General features: G+C 61.1%; 16 protein-coding genes. 3 read left to right on the top strand and 13 right to left on the bottom strand.

Translation table 11 applies throughout. From position 1 onward, the window contains the following. Positions 1–56 precede the first annotated feature (56 nt). From EN955_RS28110 to asnB, 3 genes are read right to left on the bottom strand one after another with little or no spacing between them, the layout of a single operon-like run. Positions 57–1,601 (bottom strand): class I adenylate-forming enzyme family protein, encoded by a 1,545-nt coding sequence (locus EN955_RS28110; RefSeq protein ID WP_024505325.1) that lies wholly within the window; start codon positions 1,599–1,601, stop codon positions 57–59. 26 nt (positions 1,602–1,627) lie between these two features. Further along, positions 1,628–1,894 carry an acyl carrier protein gene (locus EN955_RS28105; protein ID WP_013525356.1) on the bottom strand — a complete coding sequence of 89 codons (267 nt, stop codon included), beginning with the start codon at positions 1,892–1,894 and terminating at the stop codon, positions 1,628–1,630. A 23-nt stretch (positions 1,895–1,917) separates the two neighbouring features. Next, the gene (gene asnB, locus EN955_RS28100) at positions 1,918–3,855 is read right to left on the bottom strand and encodes an asparagine synthase (glutamine-hydrolyzing) (protein WP_024505324.1); all 1,938 of its coding nucleotides are present in this window, start codon (positions 3,853–3,855) and stop codon (positions 1,918–1,920) included. Between the two features lie 186 nt (positions 3,856–4,041). On the opposite strand from asnB, the gene EN955_RS28095 reads away from it, so the two are divergent. Further along, the gene (locus EN955_RS28095) at positions 4,042–4,440 is read left to right on the top strand and encodes a M24 family metallopeptidase (protein ID WP_024505323.1); all 399 of its coding nucleotides are present in this window, start codon (positions 4,042–4,044) and stop codon (positions 4,438–4,440) included. A gap of 738 nt (positions 4,441–5,178) precedes the next feature. Here the strand turns inward: EN955_RS28095 and EN955_RS28090 are convergent. Then, the gene (locus EN955_RS28090) at positions 5,179–6,678 is read right to left on the bottom strand and encodes a winged helix-turn-helix domain-containing tetratricopeptide repeat protein (protein ID WP_024505322.1); all 1,500 of its coding nucleotides are present in this window, start codon (positions 6,676–6,678) and stop codon (positions 5,179–5,181) included. Positions 6,679–6,800: 122 nt separating this feature from the next. On the opposite strand from EN955_RS28090, the gene EN955_RS35645 reads away from it, so the two are divergent. After that, positions 6,801–7,058, top strand: coding sequence for a hypothetical protein (locus tag EN955_RS35645; protein WP_013525360.1), 258 nt, complete (start codon positions 6,801–6,803; stop codon positions 7,056–7,058). 208 nt (positions 7,059–7,266) lie between these two features. On the opposite strand, the gene EN955_RS35640 is transcribed toward EN955_RS35645, so the two are convergent. Then, positions 7,267–7,533 (bottom strand): winged helix-turn-helix domain-containing protein, encoded by a 267-nt coding sequence (locus EN955_RS35640; RefSeq protein WP_245467552.1) that lies wholly within the window; start codon positions 7,531–7,533, stop codon positions 7,267–7,269. Between the two features lie 244 nt (positions 7,534–7,777). Next, on the bottom strand, positions 7,778–9,184 hold the full coding sequence (locus EN955_RS28075; protein WP_024505319.1) for an FAD-binding oxidoreductase: 1,407 nt from the start codon (positions 9,182–9,184) through the stop codon (positions 7,778–7,780). Positions 9,185–9,270: 86 nt separating this feature from the next. On the opposite strand from EN955_RS28075, the gene EN955_RS28070 reads away from it, so the two are divergent. After that, on the top strand, positions 9,271–10,302 hold the full coding sequence (locus EN955_RS28070) for a helix-turn-helix domain-containing protein (RefSeq protein WP_024505318.1): 1,032 nt from the start codon (positions 9,271–9,273) through the stop codon (positions 10,300–10,302). A gap of 285 nt (positions 10,303–10,587) precedes the next feature. On the opposite strand, the gene EN955_RS28065 is transcribed toward EN955_RS28070, so the two are convergent. The 7 genes from EN955_RS28065 to EN955_RS28035 all read right to left on the bottom strand — a co-directional run. Beyond that, positions 10,588–11,541: a PleD family two-component system response regulator gene (locus EN955_RS28065; protein WP_281033286.1), complete on the bottom strand. Its 954-nt coding sequence runs from the start codon at positions 11,539–11,541 to the stop codon at positions 10,588–10,590. Between the two features lie 64 nt (positions 11,542–11,605). Continuing rightward, entirely contained in the window at positions 11,606–12,625 is a 1,020-nt protein-coding gene (locus tag EN955_RS28060) for a chemotaxis response regulator protein-glutamate methylesterase (RefSeq protein WP_024505316.1), read from the bottom strand. Positions 12,626–12,647: 22 nt separating this feature from the next. Further along, the gene (locus EN955_RS28055) at positions 12,648–14,921 is read right to left on the bottom strand and encodes a hybrid sensor histidine kinase/response regulator (protein ID WP_024505315.1); all 2,274 of its coding nucleotides are present in this window, start codon (positions 14,919–14,921) and stop codon (positions 12,648–12,650) included. After that, positions 14,918–15,622, bottom strand: coding sequence for a chemotaxis protein CheW (locus EN955_RS28050; protein WP_024505314.1), 705 nt, complete (start codon positions 15,620–15,622; stop codon positions 14,918–14,920). Before EN955_RS28050 ends, EN955_RS28055 begins: the two co-directional genes overlap by 4 nt. Next, positions 15,622–16,863: a protein-glutamate O-methyltransferase CheR gene (locus tag EN955_RS28045; protein ID WP_013525367.1), complete on the bottom strand. Its 1,242-nt coding sequence runs from the start codon at positions 16,861–16,863 to the stop codon at positions 15,622–15,624. Before EN955_RS28045 ends, EN955_RS28050 begins: the two co-directional genes overlap by 1 nt. After that, on the bottom strand, positions 16,860–17,327 hold the full coding sequence (locus EN955_RS28040; protein WP_024505313.1) for a chemotaxis protein CheW: 468 nt from the start codon (positions 17,325–17,327) through the stop codon (positions 16,860–16,862). Before EN955_RS28040 ends, EN955_RS28045 begins: the two co-directional genes overlap by 4 nt. A gap of 23 nt (positions 17,328–17,350) precedes the next feature. Next, positions 17,351–17,854, bottom strand: a 504-nt coding sequence (locus EN955_RS28035; RefSeq protein ID WP_245492846.1) for a methyl-accepting chemotaxis protein, incomplete at its 5' end; no start/stop codon positions are given.

Below are 17,854 nucleotides of genomic sequence, written 5' to 3'. Positions count from 1 at the left end.
GTCGAGCGTCAGCGCGTCGGCCGAGAAGGCGGGACGGCTCGGGGCGAGGGAGAGGTTCATTCTGCAGTCCCCAACGTTTCGGCCGCCAGCCTTCGGCTGACCTTTCCGGTATCGGTCTTCGGCAACTCGCGGCGGAACTCGATGAGCTTCGGCACCATGAAATCCTCGAGATGAACGGCGCAGTAGCGAATGATGTCCCGCTCGCTCAGGGTCTCGTCCGAGAGAACGACGAGGGCGGCAATGGCGTGGCCGAGCACCGGATCCGGCACGCCGGTCACCACGGCTTCCACGATGCCTGGATGGGCGTGCAGCACAGTTTCGACTTCCTTGGGGGCGACCTTTTCGCCGCGCGTCTTGATGATGTCGTCCTTGCGGCCAACGAAATAAAGGAAGCCGTCCTCGTCCGTCCGGAACAGGTCACCGGTGTGGAGCCGCTTTTCCCAGGGATGCGGCCCGGGACGCAGCATCTGCTCCGTGGCCACGTCGTTGCGCCAATAGCCCTGCATGACATGCGGGCCGCGGATGACCAACTCGCCCGCCACGCCCGGTGGCACGCGGTTGCCCTCATCGTCGACGACGATCGCTTCCGTGTTGGGAATAGCGATGCCGACGGAACCCGGCCGGCGGTCCAGCTCCTCCGGGGGCAGGTAGGTGCAGCGCTTGCATTCCGTCAGACCGTACATGGAAAAGAGCCGTACGCCGGGGAACAGCTCGCGCAGCCGGGCGATATGCACCGGCGGCAGGGCGGCGGCGGTGTTCGAGATATAGCGAAGGCTCGGCAGGAAACCCGGCGCCAAATCGCGCATCTGCAGGATCAGCGCCGCCATCGTCGGCACCAGCGGGAAACCGGTGACCTTCTCGGCGCGGATGCGCTCGAAAATGGCCTGCGGAAAGGCGAATGATTTTTCGAGGACGAGGGTCGCGCCGAGCTTCGTCGCCATCAGCAGTTGATAGAGGCCGTAGTCGAAAGCCAGGGGCAGGACATTGATGATGATGTCGTCACGGGTGTTGCGCAGATAGGTCGTGATGGATTCGGCCGCGGCATCGATATTGCGATGCGTCATCATCACGCCCTTGGGGCGGCCGGTGGAGCCCGAGGTGTAGATCAGCATGGCGAGGTCGATGTCGATCCCGCCATGGCGAATGGGCACGGGCGCGACCTTGAGACAATCCTCGAAGGAGGCAGCGCCATCCGGCGTATGGCTGGATGGCGCTTGCGTCGACGCGACGAAGAACGGCCGGTCCGACAGCGCACGCGCCTGGATCACGACAGGCATCAGCTTGGCCTGAGTCAGGATCGCCGCAGCCTCGCAATCGTCGATGACATAAGCGAGCTTGTCGGCCTTGGTGGAGGCGTTGATCGGGCTGAAGGTCGCGCCCGCCTTGAGAACCGCGAAGATCGAGACGGCGGCTTCCCAGCAATTGTCCATGAAGACGAGAACGCGGTCGCCGCGCTGCACGCCATTCTCGGCGAGAGCGGTCGCAAGCCGGTTCGACAGATCGTCGAGCTCGTCATAGCGCAACCGCTCCCGGTCGGTGACAAGCGCCGTCTTCGCGCCATGCGCGGCCGCGTTCGTGATGAGGAATTGCTCGACCCGCATGAGCTCGGGCCTTCCGCTGCCAGCCGTCACGCCGCGACGAGCGATGCGGTCTTCGCTGTGATGAAGGCCGTGATGCGCGCCAGTGAATCGAGGTTGGCCGGCACGATATCGGCGTCCGCAACTGTGATTCCGCAATGGTCCTCGATAAAGGCCACCAGTTCCAGAACGCCGGTCGAATCGATGATGCCGTTCTCGATCAGCGAGTCCGTATCGGCGAGGGCGTGGGTGGTGTCGCCGAACAGGAAGTTCTCGATGACAAAGGCCTTCACTGCGTCTTGGATCGTATCGGTCATGTCGTTCGCTTTCCTTGGTGGTGTCAGGCGGCCTTTGCGTTGCAAATGCCTGTGCCGGTGAAAGTCGTCAGCCACAGCTGCGTCGACAGGATGCCGACAAAGGCCGCGTTGTCGCGAAAGCCGGAGGCCGGCTGGCGGCTGCATTTCTCATGTAGTTTTGCCACTGCCTTCGGATTGAAGAGCCCGCCGGCGCTGACTGCGGCGTCGCCCAGGGCCGACTGGACATAGTCCCTCGTGCCCGGCCCAACGAAGGACTGGCTATCCGGTGCGCGATAGGGCTGCTTGGTCCGCCGGCCGATGGCGGCCGGCAGCAGGTCTTTGGTCGCCTCCCGCAGAATATGCTTCTCCACGAGCCCCTTCAGCTTCATCTCGGGAGGAAGGCCGGCGGCAAACTCGACCAGATGATGGTCGAGGAAGGGAAAGCGGCCCTCGATGCCGTGGGCCATCGCCATGCGGTCGCCCTGGCTGGACAGGATATAGCCAGGGAGAAGGAAGCGGGCTTCCAGATATTGCGCCTGATGCAAGGGATGCCAGCGGGCGAACGCCTCGGGCAGCCGCGCGGCGAGCTCCTCGGCGGCGTCATATCCGGACAATGTGGCACGCAGATCGCCCGAGTAGAACAGCTTCGTCGCCGCCGTGCCGTCGAACCTCGGCCGATGGGAGAACAGCGGATCGTCAAGCGTCGCGCCGCTAGCCCCGAAGAAGGAGAACAGGTACTCGGCCGATTGCTGCCTTAGGCCCGGAAGATAGGGGTAGAGCTTGCGGAACAGATGCGGCCGGATGCGGGAGCCGGGCTGTCTCCCGCAAAAGCGCCGAACCCTGGCCTCCTTGAAAATATCGTAGCCGGCAAAGACTTCGTCGGCGCCTTCGCCCGTCAGCACCACTTTAAAACCGGCCTCGCGCACGAGGCTCGAGAGCTTGTAGAGCGGGGCAGGGGCAGTGCGCAGGATCGGCCGCTCCGTGAAACGGATTACGTCGGGGAAGACGGCGGCGATATCGCCTTCCCCGCAGGCGACGGCGCTGTGATGCGTGCCGAGCGCGCGGGCCATCTCGAGCTGGAAGGGGCTCTCGTCATGTTCGGCGCTATCGAAGGTGACGGAGAAGGTCCTGAAACCACCCGGCGCCATGCCCGCCGCCAGCGCCGATGTGATGGAGGAATCGAGGCCGCCCGAGAGATAGGCGCCGACTGGCACATCGGCGCGCATGCGGATGCGGGTCGCCTCCGTAAGGAGGGCGCGCAGTTCCTCGGCCGCGGCACGCTCGTCCCCGTGCCGGGGCGGCGCGTCCCGGTCGGGATACTCCAGACTCCAGTAGGGCCGGGTCGAGACGCTGCCCTCTTGCACGATCATCAGGCTTGCGGGTTCGATCTCGTAGATGTTGCGGAAGGGCGTGCGCGGCGCGATCGGGGCCCAGAGCGTGAAGATCTGGTCGAGTGCGACCGGATCAATCTCGGCCGCGACGCCCGGGGCCTGGAGGAGCGCCTTGACCTCCGAGGCGAAGTAAAGCCGTTCGCCCTGCCTTGTATAGAAGAGCGGCCGGACCCCCATGCGGTCGCGCGTCAGAACCATGCGGCGGCGGCGGCCGTCCCAGAGCGCAAAGGCGAAATCGCCATTGAGCGCGGAGACGCAATCCTCCCCCATCTCGTCATAGAGATGCAGGATCACTTCGGTGTCGCTGGTTGTCCGGAAATGGCGGCCTTTCGCGCGAAGCTGCTCGCGCAGTTCCACATAGTTGAAGATCTCGCCGTTGAAGGCGATCGTCAGATCGCCCGTCGCATCGGACATCGGCTGCTGGCCGTCCCCGAGACCGACGATGGACAGCCGCGCATGGCCGAGGCCGGCCGCCTTTGTGGTGAAGAACCCCTGCTCATCGGGGCCGCGATGCGCAATGGCAGCCGTCATCCTTTCAAGGAGCGCCCTCCCATCCCGGACAGTGCCGAAATAGCCGCTAAAACCGCACATGCCGAGATATTTCCAAGTCCACCAGCGCGGCCCGGACTATAGCCGCCAAGATATCGGTAGGTGTTAAATATTTGGGACTATTCATGAGAATGGTAAATTTTGAGCGGCCGCCGACGGCTGATTCCTTGCGTGAGCATTGGATCTGCCGCGAGATGAGGGCAATGAAGCTTTTGGCGTCGTGTTCGCATGATGTTCACGGGGTCTGAGGGGCAGGCCCTCATCGCCTTCTGTCGAGGGCTAGGTCTGGGACTTCTCAAGGTCTGTCGTTGTCGGGGAAAGTGGTCCGCGCGGCAGAATGAAATCTACGACGGTGCCATTGCCGGAATTGAGGCAGGCGTGGCCGCATGCCGCCTTGGCGTAACGGCAAGCGATCTGTACAAGGCAGTCCTCGATGTTCTTGACGGCCGCGGAATTTTTTGCGGCTACCCAATCTATGGCCATTCCTTCGGACTGGGCTGGGGCGGACCATGGTTAGTGCCAGATAACAGCTTCAAGGTTGGAGCCGGGATGGCCATCGCCGTCGAGTGCATGGCGGGCCGCGAAGACGTCGGCTATGTCAAGTTCGAGCACAATTGTCCATCCTGATCGCACCGAGCTCATTTCCACCTGTCCGGCGAGGCTCTGAAGACTTGCCCTCAAACGCATGCCCAAAACACAGCTGGTATTGGTAGCAATCCGAGCGGACCAGGCGAGGCTGCCTCACTGCCGGGTAGCGAGAGAACCCACTTGGTGAACTCACGCGTGCGCCTGACATTCCGGGCACCGTGGACACGCGTCAAGCCGAGAGGATACTGCGCGAGCGATATCGAGTCCATGTCAAGTACCGCAATGTAGAGAACGTCGCGACTGCGCGTTTCTTTCCAGTTTTACATGCACGAGGACGAACCAGATATTGTTGCCGAAGGTCGAAACCAGCCGTCGCTGACACTCATGGGAGTATGGCGGTCCCGAACAGGATGCCGTGACGCCCGACCGTGGTGATCGGGTCCGGCAGCTTCCACATGGCGGGTCTTTCTTCTCGATGCGAGCGACCTGGCGCCAGGCACAATCCCATTGTCCTTCCTCACCCTCGCAGCGGTTGCCGGCTGGCGGCAGCAATGCGCCTGATCTCGGAGTTCGGCAAACTTTACCTTCGCCCGAAAGCGGACGGTCTGCCAAAGGTAACATGACTGCGTTGCTGGACGACGGGCCTGATCCAGCAATGACCCCGTATGTCAGGTTCCAACAGTATGGGAGGTTGTCCTGTCGATTATCATTGCCGTCGTCCTTCTTACTGCTCACATGCACGCAACTGCGGCGATGAGTTGTCGGACCGGCTGGATCCTATAAAAAGCCGGCCTTTCTGAAGCCGGAGAGGAAGTGTTCGAAGGAAGATGGGTCTGCGAAGGGAAGGTGGGCAAGGTAGCCAAGCGAGAGGTCCGGTTGCAGCCTCAGTGTGGCTTCGACTGCGACATGCGCCTTTTCCATCTCGCCTAGATGGGCGTAGGCCGCCGCGAGAAAGGCATGGATGAAGAACTGGTCGCCGGCCTTCCGATAAGCGTCGATGGCGTCGGCGTATCGGCCGAGCAGGAAGAGCGCGCTTCCCTTCACCTCCCAGAACCAGACCGGGGGCAACGGGTCGAGCAGTATGGCCCTTTCGAGGACCGCCAAGGACTGCTGAGGCTGGCCGCCGTAGTTGAGCCAGCTTGCATAGTCTCCGGCAATGTTGACGTCGTGCGGATTGAGCGTACGGGCCTGCTGGAAATGCAGTCCGGCATCCCCATGCTGGCGCATATGTACAAGCACGAGACCCATGCTCTGGTTGCAGATGCCGTCATTCCGGTCGAGCAGGAGCGCTGTGCGCGCAGACCGCAAGGCACTTTGCAGCGTACGAGGATCGCGGTCGTACCAGAATCGCGCAACCAGGCACTGCGCTAGATAGGCATGACCTTGAGCAAAAGTCGGATCGAGTTCGGCGCTCCGGGTAAACATGGATTCGCCCTTGTCCATTTCATACTGATGGTAGTGCGCGCGACCCTGCAAGTAGTAGTCGTAGGCGGCCCAATCGGCCGGCGGCGTTCGCCGCGAGCGGCTAGTCGCATCTGCCTCGGCGGCGCCTTGGACGGTTGAAGCCACGAGGGCCGCCACCTCCTCCTGAACCGAAAAGATGTCCTCAAGCGCCCTGTCGTAGCGTTGAGCCCACAAATGGAAGCCGCTGGCGCCGTCGATCAGCTGCGCCGTGATCCGGATACGGCTCCCGAGCCGTCGCACGCTGCCCTCGACGAGGTAGCGCGCGCCGAGTTGCCGGTGGACTTCCGCGGCCTCCGGCGCTGGCCCACGAAACTGAAAAGATGAATTACGCGCGATCACCACGAGCGACCGGTAACGCGCCAGTTCAGTGATGATATCTTCGGTGATGCCGTCGCTCAGATAATGCTGGTCCTGATCGCCGCTCAAATTGGCGAAGGGCAGCACGGCAATGGTGGGTTTGCCGGACGGCGCGATTGGTCGCTGCACTGAACCTTCCGCGCGCTCGACAGGCGCGGTGAAGCGGTAGCCGACGCGAGGCACGGTGGCGATCCAGTCGCCACCTTGGTCGGTGGGGCCGAGCGCCTTCCTCAGCGTCGCAATCTGGACGGTGAGATTGCTTTCCTCGACCGCTAGGCCCGGCCAGGCAGCTTCCATCAGCTCGGCCTTGGTCAGGATGTCGCCGGGCCGGGCCGCAAGCGTGGCGAGCAGCGTGATGCCGCGATGCCCGATGGAGATCGGTATTTCATGTCGCAGGAGCGTCCCCTTCTCAGGGTCGAGCACGAACGGACCAAAGGTGAGGTGAACCCGTTGCATCCCGCCATATTAAACGTTTCGGAATTTTTCGGAACAGTTTCGGCCGCGCTTTAGTACGCAGGTCCGCTCATCCGCCAAAGTAGCGTTATCGATTTTAGCAGCACCAAGAAAGGACGAGCCAAATGAGCACGCAGCTTTCTCTTACCTCAAGACTCTACCAGTCTCTCTGGAGCGAACAGCCGACGTGGACGACTGAACCGGTATCGGTCTGGGCGAGACTCTTCGCCCTGCGCGGCCTGGTCGCGGTCTGGCGCGAGCGCAAGTACTATCGCGAGGAACTGAAGCGACTGGCGGAAGATGGGCCTCAGCGGATCGACGACGTCGGTCTCACCCTGGCTGCCGTCGAGGCGGAACTTCAAAAGCCGTTCTGGAAGGCGTGATTTGCATCCATAGCTGTGAACGATTGTCTGCACAGGGCCAGCAAACTCCGCAAGTACTGTCTCATCGCCGCCGCAAAGACACGACCGGTATGTTCTATCAGTAGCCGATCAAGGACCTGCCTGTAGGCCGTGGTAGGTGCAGCAATGCTCCGCTCATCCTGGCCTGCCGGCCGGACCTCGGCGGCCAATTCTGCCGCCAGAATTGTAATCATTCTTGGTCCGGCATTTGAGGGAAGGACCAACCTGTAACCGCGCGTCGGCACTGTCTGCACGACGGCCTGGCGACTGTCGTGAGCGCCGCACGGATCTCGTGAATGCATTGGACCAGGCTGTCATCGGTGACGGCTAGCCCGTTCCAGACCGCCGTCATCAACTCGTCCTTGGTGATGACGCGATCAGCGTTCTCCAGAAGGTGGCGAAATACCGCGAAGGTCTGGTGGCGAACTGCGATTGTCCTGTTGAATTGGTCGCGCAAGGTCTCCCTACTCACGTCGGCGGTTACGCCGTTGAGTACGAACGTTGTAGGCGGCGAGCTATTCAAGCCGGTTCCCCTCAAGCACGAAGCCGCAGTCCAATACTAGCACGGTTTCGCGCTGCGAAGACTGATCATCATCCAGCGCGTGCGGGGAGCTCGGATTTCGGCGAATGATCGTAAGCCGTTCGTGACTTGGCAAATGCCCAGGCGAGAGTCGCTACCGTACGCCGACTTGAATTGTGCGTTAGTGCATTGGCAGGATGTTCTGGTTGAGGCGGAACAGATTGTCCGGATCGTATCTGTGCTTGATCTTGGCGAGCCTCCCATAGGCTTCGGCTCCCAAGGCGTCGCGTACGAGGTCCGCTCCTTCGCCATGGCCGGGGAAGTTCAGATAGAGGCGCCCGGTCGAGTAGCGCTGCACGTCCTGCCAGAAGCTGCGAACCCAGCTGATGTTCGCGTCGTCCTCATCAGCGCCTGGCCAGATGGCATCGAGGCTGAGCATGAAGGGCATGGACCGGTCACCGAAGGCAGTGGCATCGGCTGCAACGCGCTGGACGAAACCGCCGAACTTCCAGATCGAGGCGAAGGTCATTTCGGAGGGCCGCTTCGCCATCCGCGCGGTGATCTCCCCGATGACCTCGTCGTCGAGGCGCGAGAGGTAGGTGGATTTCCAGTAGCAACGGTCGCGGCCTTTCGGGAACAGGCCGTCATAGAGCGACTGGATGGTGCGATACGGCATGCGGCCGCTGAAATCGACAAGCGGTGCTCCAAAACTGCGTAAGGGCGCCACGACCCGCTCGCCCTCGTCGGCCAGTCCGTCATAGACATGCGCAAGCGCCAGGACGCGCCGGCCCCTTGCACGCTCGGGAATCGAGGGATCGTTCGGCAGCGTGGAGAATTCCGCTAGGCCGCTCAGGCGATCGGGTGCGGTCTGCATGAAGTCGCGCCAGAGTGGAATGATCTCGTTGGCGCGCTCTTCGGGATAGGCCGGACCGCATAACATCAGCTCCGGCTCGATCGGATGCAGCTTGAACTCGAAGCTCGTCACCACGCCGAAATTGCCGCCGCCGCCGCGCAGCGCCCAGAAGAGATCCGGGTTCTGGGTCGCGTCGGCATGGATGAGGCGGCCATCGGCGGTCACCAGATCGGCCGCCAGCAGATTGTCGACGCTGAGGCCGTGGCTGCCGCGCAGCCAGCCGATGCCGCCGGAAAGAGTCAGGCCGGCAACGCCCGTCGCCGAAATCAGGCCGCCCGGCGTGGCGCGACCAAGCGGGGTGGTGGCCGCATCGACATCGGCCCAAATAGCGCCGCCCTCGACGAAGACACGATCGAGGCCGGGCGCGACCCGCACGCCATTCATCAGCGACATGTCGATCATCAGGCCGCCGTCGCAGACGGCGTAGCCTGCAACATTGTGGCCTCCGGAGCGGATCGCGATCGCCAGCCGCTCTTCGCGCGCGAAATTCACCGACGCCTCGACATCGGCAAAACTCCGGCAGCGCGCGATGAGAGCGGGACGTCGGTCGATCATGCCGTTCCAGACGATCCGCGTCGTGTCATAGGATGGGCTCGACGGCTCCAGCACCTCGCCGCGCATGATGGAACGGAAGCTTTCGATGCTCGATGCTGCAAGGGTAGCGGTGGCGGCCATGTGGCGGTCTCCTCGTTTCACACACGCTAGCGCGGCGCGGGCAGGGCCGCTAAAGTCGAAAATGCTGAAAGGCGGTCATTTCTGCCATGGTTGAACAGATCGGCCCATTGAATGTGGCGATCCTTGCCGTTCCGGAGGCTACCGCCTCCACGATCTACGGCATGTTCGACCTGTTTTCCTCGCCCGGCAGGGATTTCCTGTTCATAACCAGCGGTGCGGCGGGCACGCCGCGCATGCGGCCCTATGTGGTTGCTGGGGACGGCAGCCCGTTTCGCGCTGCAAACGGCATCTGGATGCGCCCAGATCACAGCCTTGCCGATTGCCCGCCACCCGACATCGTCTGTATTCCAGATTTCTTCGTCAATCCGGGAGAAAGCGTCGCCGGGCAGTATGACGCCGAAGCCGCATGGCTGAAGCGAGCGCATGACGACGGCGCCATGCTGGCCAGCGCTTGTTCGGGCGCGGTGCTGCTCGGCGAGGCCGGGCTACTCGACAATCGCGATGCCACCATTCACTGGGGCTATGTCGAGACGCTCACGAACAACTATCCCGGCGTTAAGGTGAAGCCGGGCCAGTCACTCGTGCTGACCGGCGAGGCCCACCGCATCGTCATGGCCGGGGGCGGCTCGAGCTGGGAGGATCTCGCCCTCTATCTGATCGCGCGCTTCGTCAGCCTCAAGGAGGCGATGCAGGTCGCCAAGGTCTACATGCTGCAGTGGCACGACATGGGCCAACAGCCCTTCGCCGCGCTGATGCGCTTTCGCCAGACCGACGACGCGGTGATCAACCGCTGCCAGAAATGGGCCGAAGGCAACTACCGGACGCCCTCGCCCGTCGCCGCCATGACCAAGTTGTCAGGCCTGTCCGAGCGCTCCTTCGTGCGCCGCTTCGCCAAGGCCACGGAAATGAAGGCAATCGACTACATCCACGCGCTCAGGCTCGAGCAAGCCAAGCAGATGCTGGAGACCGGCGATCTCCCGGTCGAAGCGGTGGCGAGTGAAGTCGGCTATGAGGATGCGAGTTTTTTCGGGCGTCTCTTCCGCCGCAAGGTCGGGGTGACGCCGGCGCAATATCGCATTCGCTTCGGTGCTCTCCGGCGAGCATTGAGCCGCGATTGAATCTCAACCATCGCGGCGCGATGCCGATATTCCGCTTGGCGCCTCAAGTCAGCCGTTGAGCTGGCCCCAGCGGAATCCCAAAAGCAGAAATTCGAGCGATCAGGCGAACCGGCACGTTCCCACCCAGAACCGGACGCCCAGCGGTCATTAACGATGGGTTCGAGCTCCAGCCGCAAAGTAAGCGAGCTGGTCGGCATAGAGCTTCTTGAAGGCCGGGCGAGCCCAGGCGCGTTCAACGTACGCTCAGAAAGTTCCATCTTAGCCTGAGAAGTACGTTGAGCTTGTCTAGCTGCGGGACATATGAACCGCGACACGATTTCGTCCTCCCGATTTGGCACGAAATAGGGCCAAATCGGCAGCATTGACGAAATCATTTGGCGTCTCGTCCGCGGTGGGCACCGCTGTTGCAACGCCGACGCTGATGGTCACACGATCCGGGCCGTGGGGTATGTTCAACTCCCGCACGCCCTGGACGAGCCGCTCTGCGATCGCACTGGATTGTTCCAGTAAAGTGTCGACCAGCACGACCACGAACTCTTCGCCTCCGTACCGCGCAGCTAGGTCGGTGGAGCGTCCGGAACCGCTCTGGATCACGCGGGCGATTTGCTTGAGCACCTCATCGCCGGCCATATGGCCATAGGTATCGTTGTATCGTTTGAAGTTGTCGGCATCGATCATCAACAGCGACAATGGGGACTGTGCGCGAAAAGCGCGCTTCCATTCGGCCGCCAGATATTCATCAAAATAGCGCCTGTTGCCGAGGCCCGTCAGGCCATCGATCCGCGTCAGACGTTCAAGCTCGAGATTTGCACTGATCAGCTGTCGCTGGCTTTCCCTTAGCGCTCGGTATGCCGCGTCTCGCTGGACGTGATCCAGATAAGCCCGAGTGTGATATCGAATACGTGCAATCAGCTCAATACGATCCGGCAGTTTGACGAGATAGTCGTTCGCTCCCGCAGCAAAGGCTTCGCCCTTGGTGGCTGGATCTTCCTTGCTCGACAGCACAATGACTGGGACCGCGCGTGTCGACGCATGCTTCCTGTATTCTCGCACCAGATGCAGCCCATCGACGCCGGGCATGACGAGATCCTGCAGGATAACGGTTGGCTTTACCTCATCCGCGACTGTCATTGCTCTCAACGGGTCGGTGCAGAAGTGTAGGGAAATATCGGGTTCGTTGGCTAGAGCGCGCCTGACCGCCTCGCAAACCATGATCTGATCATCGATGAGCAGAACCATGGATGAATAGTTGTCTGTGAGTGGCGGGACCAGCTCTGGTTCTTGCGTCATCGGACGAGCCCTTTCACGTGGAGCGCTCGCAGGCTTCGATTATACGTGAGCCGATCGCACTCAAAGGAAGAATATCAACAGCCGCGCCGATTTCGGCGGCGGCCTTCGGCATGCCATAGACTGCACTGGTTGCTCGATCCTGGGCGATCGTGAGATGCCCTTTGTCGCGGAGCTGTCTTAGCCCGCGCGCGCCATCCCTGCCCATGCCTGTGAGCAGGACACCAATCACCGAGCCAGGCCACCATTGCGCCGCACTTCCGAAGAACACATCAACGGACGGCCGATAAAAATTGTCCTTGGGGCTGGGCGTATAGCCAAGTTGTTGAGCTGACTTGAAAACCAGATGATCCGCAGAACTGGCTACGAGAACAGTGCCCGCTTGAGGACTATCCTTTTCCCGCGCCGGACGGATCGGGAGAGGCGTATGCTGTCCCAGCCAATCAGTAAGCCCCGGCACGAACTGAGCATCGAGATGCTGGACGAGCACGATCGCGCCGTCAAAATCAACGGGAAACGCACTCAGGACTGCGGCAACGGCGGCCGGCCCGCCCGCGGAGGCGCCGATTGCAATTAAGCGTCGAGGTGTCGGCTCAGCGTCACGTGACATCCGCCTTTTTGTCTTGGCCGGCGCATCACCGATCAGCTTGCCGATCGTCGCAATCTTGTTCGTTAGAAGCCGTGCGGATTGCGAGGACGCATTACCTTCGATGCCTACTGACGGAATATCGACCGCGTCGAGCGCGCCATGGCCCATTGCTTCGTAGACACCGGCGAGGTTGGCTTCGATACTGGCGGTCACCAGCAGGATTGAGCACGGGGTTTCCGCCATGATTCTGCGCGTCGCTTCCACGCCGTCCATCTCTGGCATCGCTAGATCCATGAGTATCAGATCCGGCAGATCACGTCTGCAGACCTCGACCGCCTCACGCCCATTGGTCGCGATCCATGCGACCTGATGTTCGCCGATCGACAAGACCAGCCGGCGCAGAAGCTCAACCGCCATCGGCATGTCGTTGACTACGCCGATTCTCATTCGTTGGCTTCCAATTTCGATCTCATTCAGTCGCCTCGCCAATCATGTCCACGACCGCATGGATCAGCGCCTCGTCCTGAAAGGTACTCTTGGTCAGATAATAGTCCGCACCGGCGTCAAGCCCGCGCGAGCGATCTTCTTCCCGATCCTTGTATGAAACGATCATTATGGGTGTGTTCTTGAGATGGGCGTCCTTTCTGATCAAGCTCACCAACTCGATGCCATCCATGCGCGGCATATCTATGTCAGTGACGACGAGATCGAAAGGACCAGACCGGACGGCATTCCACCCGTCCATACCGTCGACCGCCACTTCGACATCATAACCGTGATTGCCCAACATCTTGCGCTGGAGTTCGCGGACCGTGAGGGAATCGTCAATCACGAGCACGCGCTTGCGCCTGCTCGGCTCGGGACCGCCCGCAGCGCGCCGAAGAGCTCGAAATCCGCTGGACGACGCAAGCTTCTCCACCGATCGGATCAGATCATCAACGTCGAAGATCAGAACAGGCGAACCGTCTTCCATCAGGGCCGCTGCGCTGATGTCCTTGATCTTGGCAAATCGTTGATCGAGAGGTCTGATCACCAACTCGCGTTCCCCGAGAAAACGGTCAACGATCAGGCCGTACGCATCGCCCCGACCCGTATCCACGACGACGACCGAGAGTTCGTCCGGTTCGGATCCGGGCTCACCTCGATCCAGCACCTCGCGCGCGGTGACCAGCCCGATCTGTCGATCGTTCAAGCGAAAATGCGGTCGGCCCTGCAGCAGGTTGATCTGCATCCGCTGCAATTTGATTGTCTTGGAGATGGCGGCGAGTGGAAACGCATAGGGCTCCCCATCGACTTCGACGAGTAGTGTGCGCAGGACTGACAACGTCAGCGGCAGCTGCAGTTGAAACCGGGTTCCACGACCAAATTCCGAGGAAACGCTCGTGATTCCGCGGACCTCTTTCGTCATCGCCTGCACTGCATCGAGCCCCACACCACGGCCGGACACGTCGGTGAGGCCCGCTTTCATCGAAAAGCTTGGCAGAAACAGGAATGCGAGCAATTCGGTTTCGCTGAGTGTGTCAGCACTTTCCCTGGTCGCAAGCTGCCGGGCGATGACAGTCTCGCGCAGCTTCGAGAGCTCGATCCCCTTGCCGTCGTCCACCACGGCTATCTGCAGTAGCCCGGCACTATGCCTCGCTTCGAGCCTGATGAGCCCCTCTTCGGGTTTCCCCATCGCGAGGCGCTCCTCAGGCGATTCAAGCCCATGGTCTACAGCGTTGCGCAAAAGATGCCCCAAAGGGGCATCGAGCCGCTCGAGGATATCGCGGTCGATGCCGGTCGAGCCGCCTACGATCTCCAGTCGCACCCGCTTGCCAAGGGTATGACCGAGGTCTCGGACCGTTCTCGCATAATGTCGCACGCCGTCCTCGAAAGGCCGCATCCGGCTCGCCAACGTTTCATCGTACAATCTGTTGGCAAGATCGGTCGCTTTCCGATCCACTGAATCCAATTCATCGAGACGCTCCGCCAGGAACGCTTGGCTCAACCGAAGCTTTCGCTGGGCTGAAGCCAGCGCCTCCACCGCTGCCCCATCGTTTGAACCCGGCGGCAGCAGTGCATGAAGATTGTCGAACGCACTTGCGAGGTCCGATTGAAGGCGCTTCAGCCGCAGCAGCCCGTCGGCGAATGGCCTGAGCCGCCGAGCTTCCATCAGCGACTCGCCAGCCAACCCGAGCAATCGGTTCAGGCTTTCTGCCGTCACCCGAACCATTCTATCAGAGCCGACGATGGCGTGGGCTTGCGGCACCGTCCCAACGAGGAGGTTCGCTGAAGAAGTCGTCGCCAGCTGCTCCAGGGCATCATCTGAAGTTGCGAAATCAGCTGCTGAATCTTGGGGCCTGGGCTTTGCCTCGGGGAGGGATAATTCCTCGAACTTCGCCAGAAAGGTTTCAACTTCTGAGTTGGCGGGCTCGCTCGATGATCCCGATGCGATCAATTTCAAAAGGTCACAGCCTTGCAGGAGCGCATCTATATGCTCTCGTCCCACTCTCACATTCCCACGTTGCGCGGCCACCAGGCAATCTTCCATCGCATTTGCGACTTTGACCGCGGGCATCAGGTCGATGATGCGGGCAGCTCCCTTTAGGGAATGCGCGGCACGCATGCATGCTTCCAGGGCATCGGCGGCAACGGGATTGCGTTCCAGTGCCAGAAGCCCAGCCGTTAGCGCTTGTGACTGCGTCTCCAGTTCGGCCTGGAAGAGGCTGAGCATCGAAACCTGGCTAAAGTCCTCATCTGTCATGCCATGCTCCGATCTAGCATCGTGAGCAGTTGTCCTGGGTCAAGACAGCCAACTGCCCGTCCCTGCCAGGGCAGAACGGCAACAGTAGCGGCCGACAGCGCCTTTCCGATCGTGTCTGGCACAGCGAGAGTGTCGCGCGCCCGATAGCGATGTAAGCCGTGGATCTCATCAACCGTAAAGGCAACCCGCTTGTCGCGCTCGCCCACAACAACCAGGCGGCGAAATACCTTGGTTCGCGTGCTTTGCTCCCCCTCCTTGCGCTCGTCTATCCCGAGCAATTCAGCCAGGGACAGGCAAACGAGCAATTCACCACGGACATTCGCAATACCGAGCAGTGCACGGTTTCTGCGATGTGGAAGTGAATGAACGCGGCGAGATTCAGCCACTTCATGAAAAATACCGACCGGAAGTGCCAGCCATTCTTCCCCCAAACGGAAGAGAACAGCCGTCTGCAGCGCCTCGCCGTTGGCCGGATCGATCCCCGCTCGACCAGCGTTACCAGGCCATTCGTCGCGATATACCGAGGGAGCCGCACGGTCGAGGAGGTGTCGTGCAATCTTCTTATAGGTCGGGCAATTCCGGCAGTGGAGATGCTGCTCCAGCAGCGGACATGACTTGTCACCCCGTACGCCTATTTGCCGCCAGCAGTCGTCGATTTCAATCTGCTCCAACGGCTGAGCGATCCCTGTCGAAGCCGCCATCAGCTGCCGCTCCTTTTCTGGACCCGGCCTAGCCGGCCAGCCAGGGCCTCGGCGCCGTTATGGTCGCCTTGCTTGCGAAGCAGCAAAGCCAGATGGATGAGAGCTTCTCGATGATTTGGCGCGAGATAGAGCGCCTTGCGATAGCTTTGCGCGGCTTGGGGTGCTGCGCCATCCGCATCCTGGACGAGGCCCAGCAAGTAGAAGATTTGCGCGGAAGGACCGAATTCCTTGAGATGCGCCAGGGCGACCTCCTGTGCCTCCTTTACCCGTCCTGCATTGGCGATCCGTTCAACCGCGATGAGGCTTTCCGAGGCCTGTGCAAGCGGCTTGGCCGGCGCCTGGCCACGGGCTTCATTGCCAATTGTCGGTCGGGGCCGAAGAAGAGGCTTGCTCTTGTTGACCTTCGGGGTTGGCGTCGGCACCGGGATGGCGGCCGAAACTGTCGGCGCCGTGGTCTTGACGGGCTCCGATTTCAGGAAGGCAAAGGCCAATGGCCATTCAGCGGAAATAAAGCCATGCAACCTTGGAAGAGCTGCTTCCGCCGGACCGACCAGGAGGAGTCCGTCTTTGGCCAGTAGGTCCTTCAGGCAGATCAACGCGCGATCCTGCAGCTCTCGATTGAAATAGATCAGCAGATTGCGGAAAAGCACGATGTCATAGACTTCTTGCCCGAAAGACGCGCGAGAGCCGAACAGGTTTCCTACCCTGAACCGAACCTGTTTCAGCACCGCAGCTGTAGGACGCAACCCGCTCTCGGCCGCTTCGAAATAGCGATCCTTGAATTCGAGATGGCTGCCGCGAAACGAATTGCGCCCATAGATCGCGCGTTCAGCCGTCGCGATATTGCGGCTGCTGACGTCCACACCATCGATCTTGAACTCGTGCGCCTCAAAGCTGGCATCGAACATGGCCATGGCGACCGAATAGGCCTCTTCGCCGGTTGAACATGGCAGGCTCAGGACTTTAATCGGCTGAGCACGCTTGTGCACGCGCGCATGCCGCGCCAGCATGGTGAACGCTTCTCGGTCGCGAAAGAACCAGGTCTCCGGGATCACCACCGCATTGATCAACTCCTGCAACTCCTGCGAGGAACCGGTCAAGTGTTCCTTATAGGTCTGAGGGTTGGTTATCCGGCATGCTGCCATCCGATCTCTGACCGCCTGACGGACCACTGTCGGACCAACGCTGGCACTGTCCAGTCCGATGGTTTCCGTCAGGAGCTTTTCAATTGCGCCGGTCATTGATCACCGGTCGCGGCCTGGCGGAGCAATGCGGTACGTATCTCTTCCGAAAGCAGCGATGCCACTTTGACCCACTGAATGATCTCCGAACCATCGGAAGCCACCGGCCCAAGATAGGGCGGGGTTCCTGGTTCAAGTCCGAACGGCGCGAAGTCGGCAGGGTCTCGCTCAAGCGTATCCGTCACCCGTTCCGCGATCAGTCCCAGCAGGCGCTGCTCGCCATCCTGCGCGTGATAGCGCGTCACAACGATCCGGGTGCTCAATAGGCGCTCCGACGGCCGGCCAAGCGCAAGAAGAGTAACATCGATCAGCGGGATGGGTATTCCGTTGTAGCTGACTAGACCCATCACACCGGTTGGCGCACCCGGCAGGACCTTCACATCGAGACGAGGCAGCACCTCTTCAATTTGGTGGACATCGATCAAGTAGCGATCCAGACCCATGCTGAAGGCGAGAAATAGCATTGTCACCCCCTACTGCCGGCTCGCTACGCTCTCAGCTTGAACCTCGAAATGCTACTTCGCATGCCGCCTGAGACTTGATTGAGCTCGTCGATCGCGAGCGTCGATTGCTGAAGGGATTCGACTGTTTGCTGGGCTGCCTCACTCAGCTGCGTTAGCGTGTCGCTGATCTGCCCCGCGCCGGTCGCCTGCGCTTGCATGCCTTCATTGGCGACTTCGAAACGTGGCACCAGCCCCTGAACCTGCTGAATGATCTCGAAGAGTTGCCCGCCGACCTGCTGGATTTCCTGCATACCCCGGCGGACCTGTTCGGAAAACTTGTCCATGCCCATCACCCCGGCCGCGACTGCCGACTGGATGTCCTTGACCATCTGTTCGATATCGTATGTGGAGACAGCCGTCTGGTCCGCGAGCCTTCGGATTTCCGTCGCCACCACTGCAAAGCCCCGGCCATATTGGCCGGCCTTCTCAGCCTCTATGGAAGCGTTGAGCGACAAAAGGTTCGTCTGATCGGCCACTTTGGTGATGGT

The sequence above is a fragment of the Mesorhizobium sp. M7A.F.Ca.CA.001.04.2.1 genome, assembly GCF_003998485.1.
GTDB lineage: Bacteria > Pseudomonadota > Alphaproteobacteria > Rhizobiales > Rhizobiaceae > Mesorhizobium > Mesorhizobium ciceri.
Note: the sequence above shows the minus strand (reverse complement) of the source record. Positions and strands in the feature narration are given on the sequence as shown.

Excerpts from the sequence above, each read along its gene's own strand:
- EN955_RS28040 (WP_024505313.1), bottom strand. The coding sequence starts at position 17,327 with ATGCTATTTCTCGCCTTCAGCATGGGTCTGGATCGCTACTTGATCGAT.
- asnB (WP_024505324.1), bottom strand. The coding sequence starts at position 3,855 with ATGTGCGGTTTTAGCGGCTATTTCGGCACTGTCCGGGATGGGAGGGCG.
- EN955_RS28070 (WP_024505318.1), top strand. The coding sequence starts at position 9,271 with ATGGTTGAACAGATCGGCCCATTGAATGTGGCGATCCTTGCCGTTCCG.
- EN955_RS28050 (WP_024505314.1), bottom strand. The coding sequence starts at position 15,622 with ATGGCGGCTTCGACAGGGATCGCTCAGCCGTTGGAGCAGATTGAAATC.
- EN955_RS28060 (WP_024505316.1), bottom strand. The coding sequence starts at position 12,625 with ATGAGAATCGGCGTAGTCAACGACATGCCGATGGCGGTTGAGCTTCTG.
- EN955_RS28105 (WP_013525356.1), bottom strand. The coding sequence starts at position 1,894 with ATGACCGATACGATCCAAGACGCAGTGAAGGCCTTTGTCATCGAGAAC.
- EN955_RS35645 (WP_013525360.1), top strand. The coding sequence starts at position 6,801 with ATGAGCACGCAGCTTTCTCTTACCTCAAGACTCTACCAGTCTCTCTGG.
- EN955_RS28075 (WP_024505319.1), bottom strand. The coding sequence starts at position 9,184 with ATGGCCGCCACCGCTACCCTTGCAGCATCGAGCATCGAAAGCTTCCGT.
- EN955_RS28055 (WP_024505315.1), bottom strand. The coding sequence starts at position 14,921 with ATGACAGATGAGGACTTTAGCCAGGTTTCGATGCTCAGCCTCTTCCAG.
- EN955_RS28090 (WP_024505322.1), bottom strand. The coding sequence starts at position 6,678 with ATGCAACGGGTTCACCTCACCTTTGGTCCGTTCGTGCTCGACCCTGAG.
- EN955_RS28095 (WP_024505323.1), top strand. The coding sequence starts at position 4,042 with ATGATGTTCACGGGGTCTGAGGGGCAGGCCCTCATCGCCTTCTGTCGA.
- EN955_RS28110 (WP_024505325.1), bottom strand. The coding sequence starts at position 1,601 with ATGCGGGTCGAGCAATTCCTCATCACGAACGCGGCCGCGCATGGCGCG.
- EN955_RS28045 (WP_013525367.1), bottom strand. The coding sequence starts at position 16,863 with ATGACCGGCGCAATTGAAAAGCTCCTGACGGAAACCATCGGACTGGAC.
- EN955_RS28065 (WP_281033286.1), bottom strand. The coding sequence starts at position 11,541 with ATGGTTCTGCTCATCGATGATCAGATCATGGTTTGCGAGGCGGTCAGG.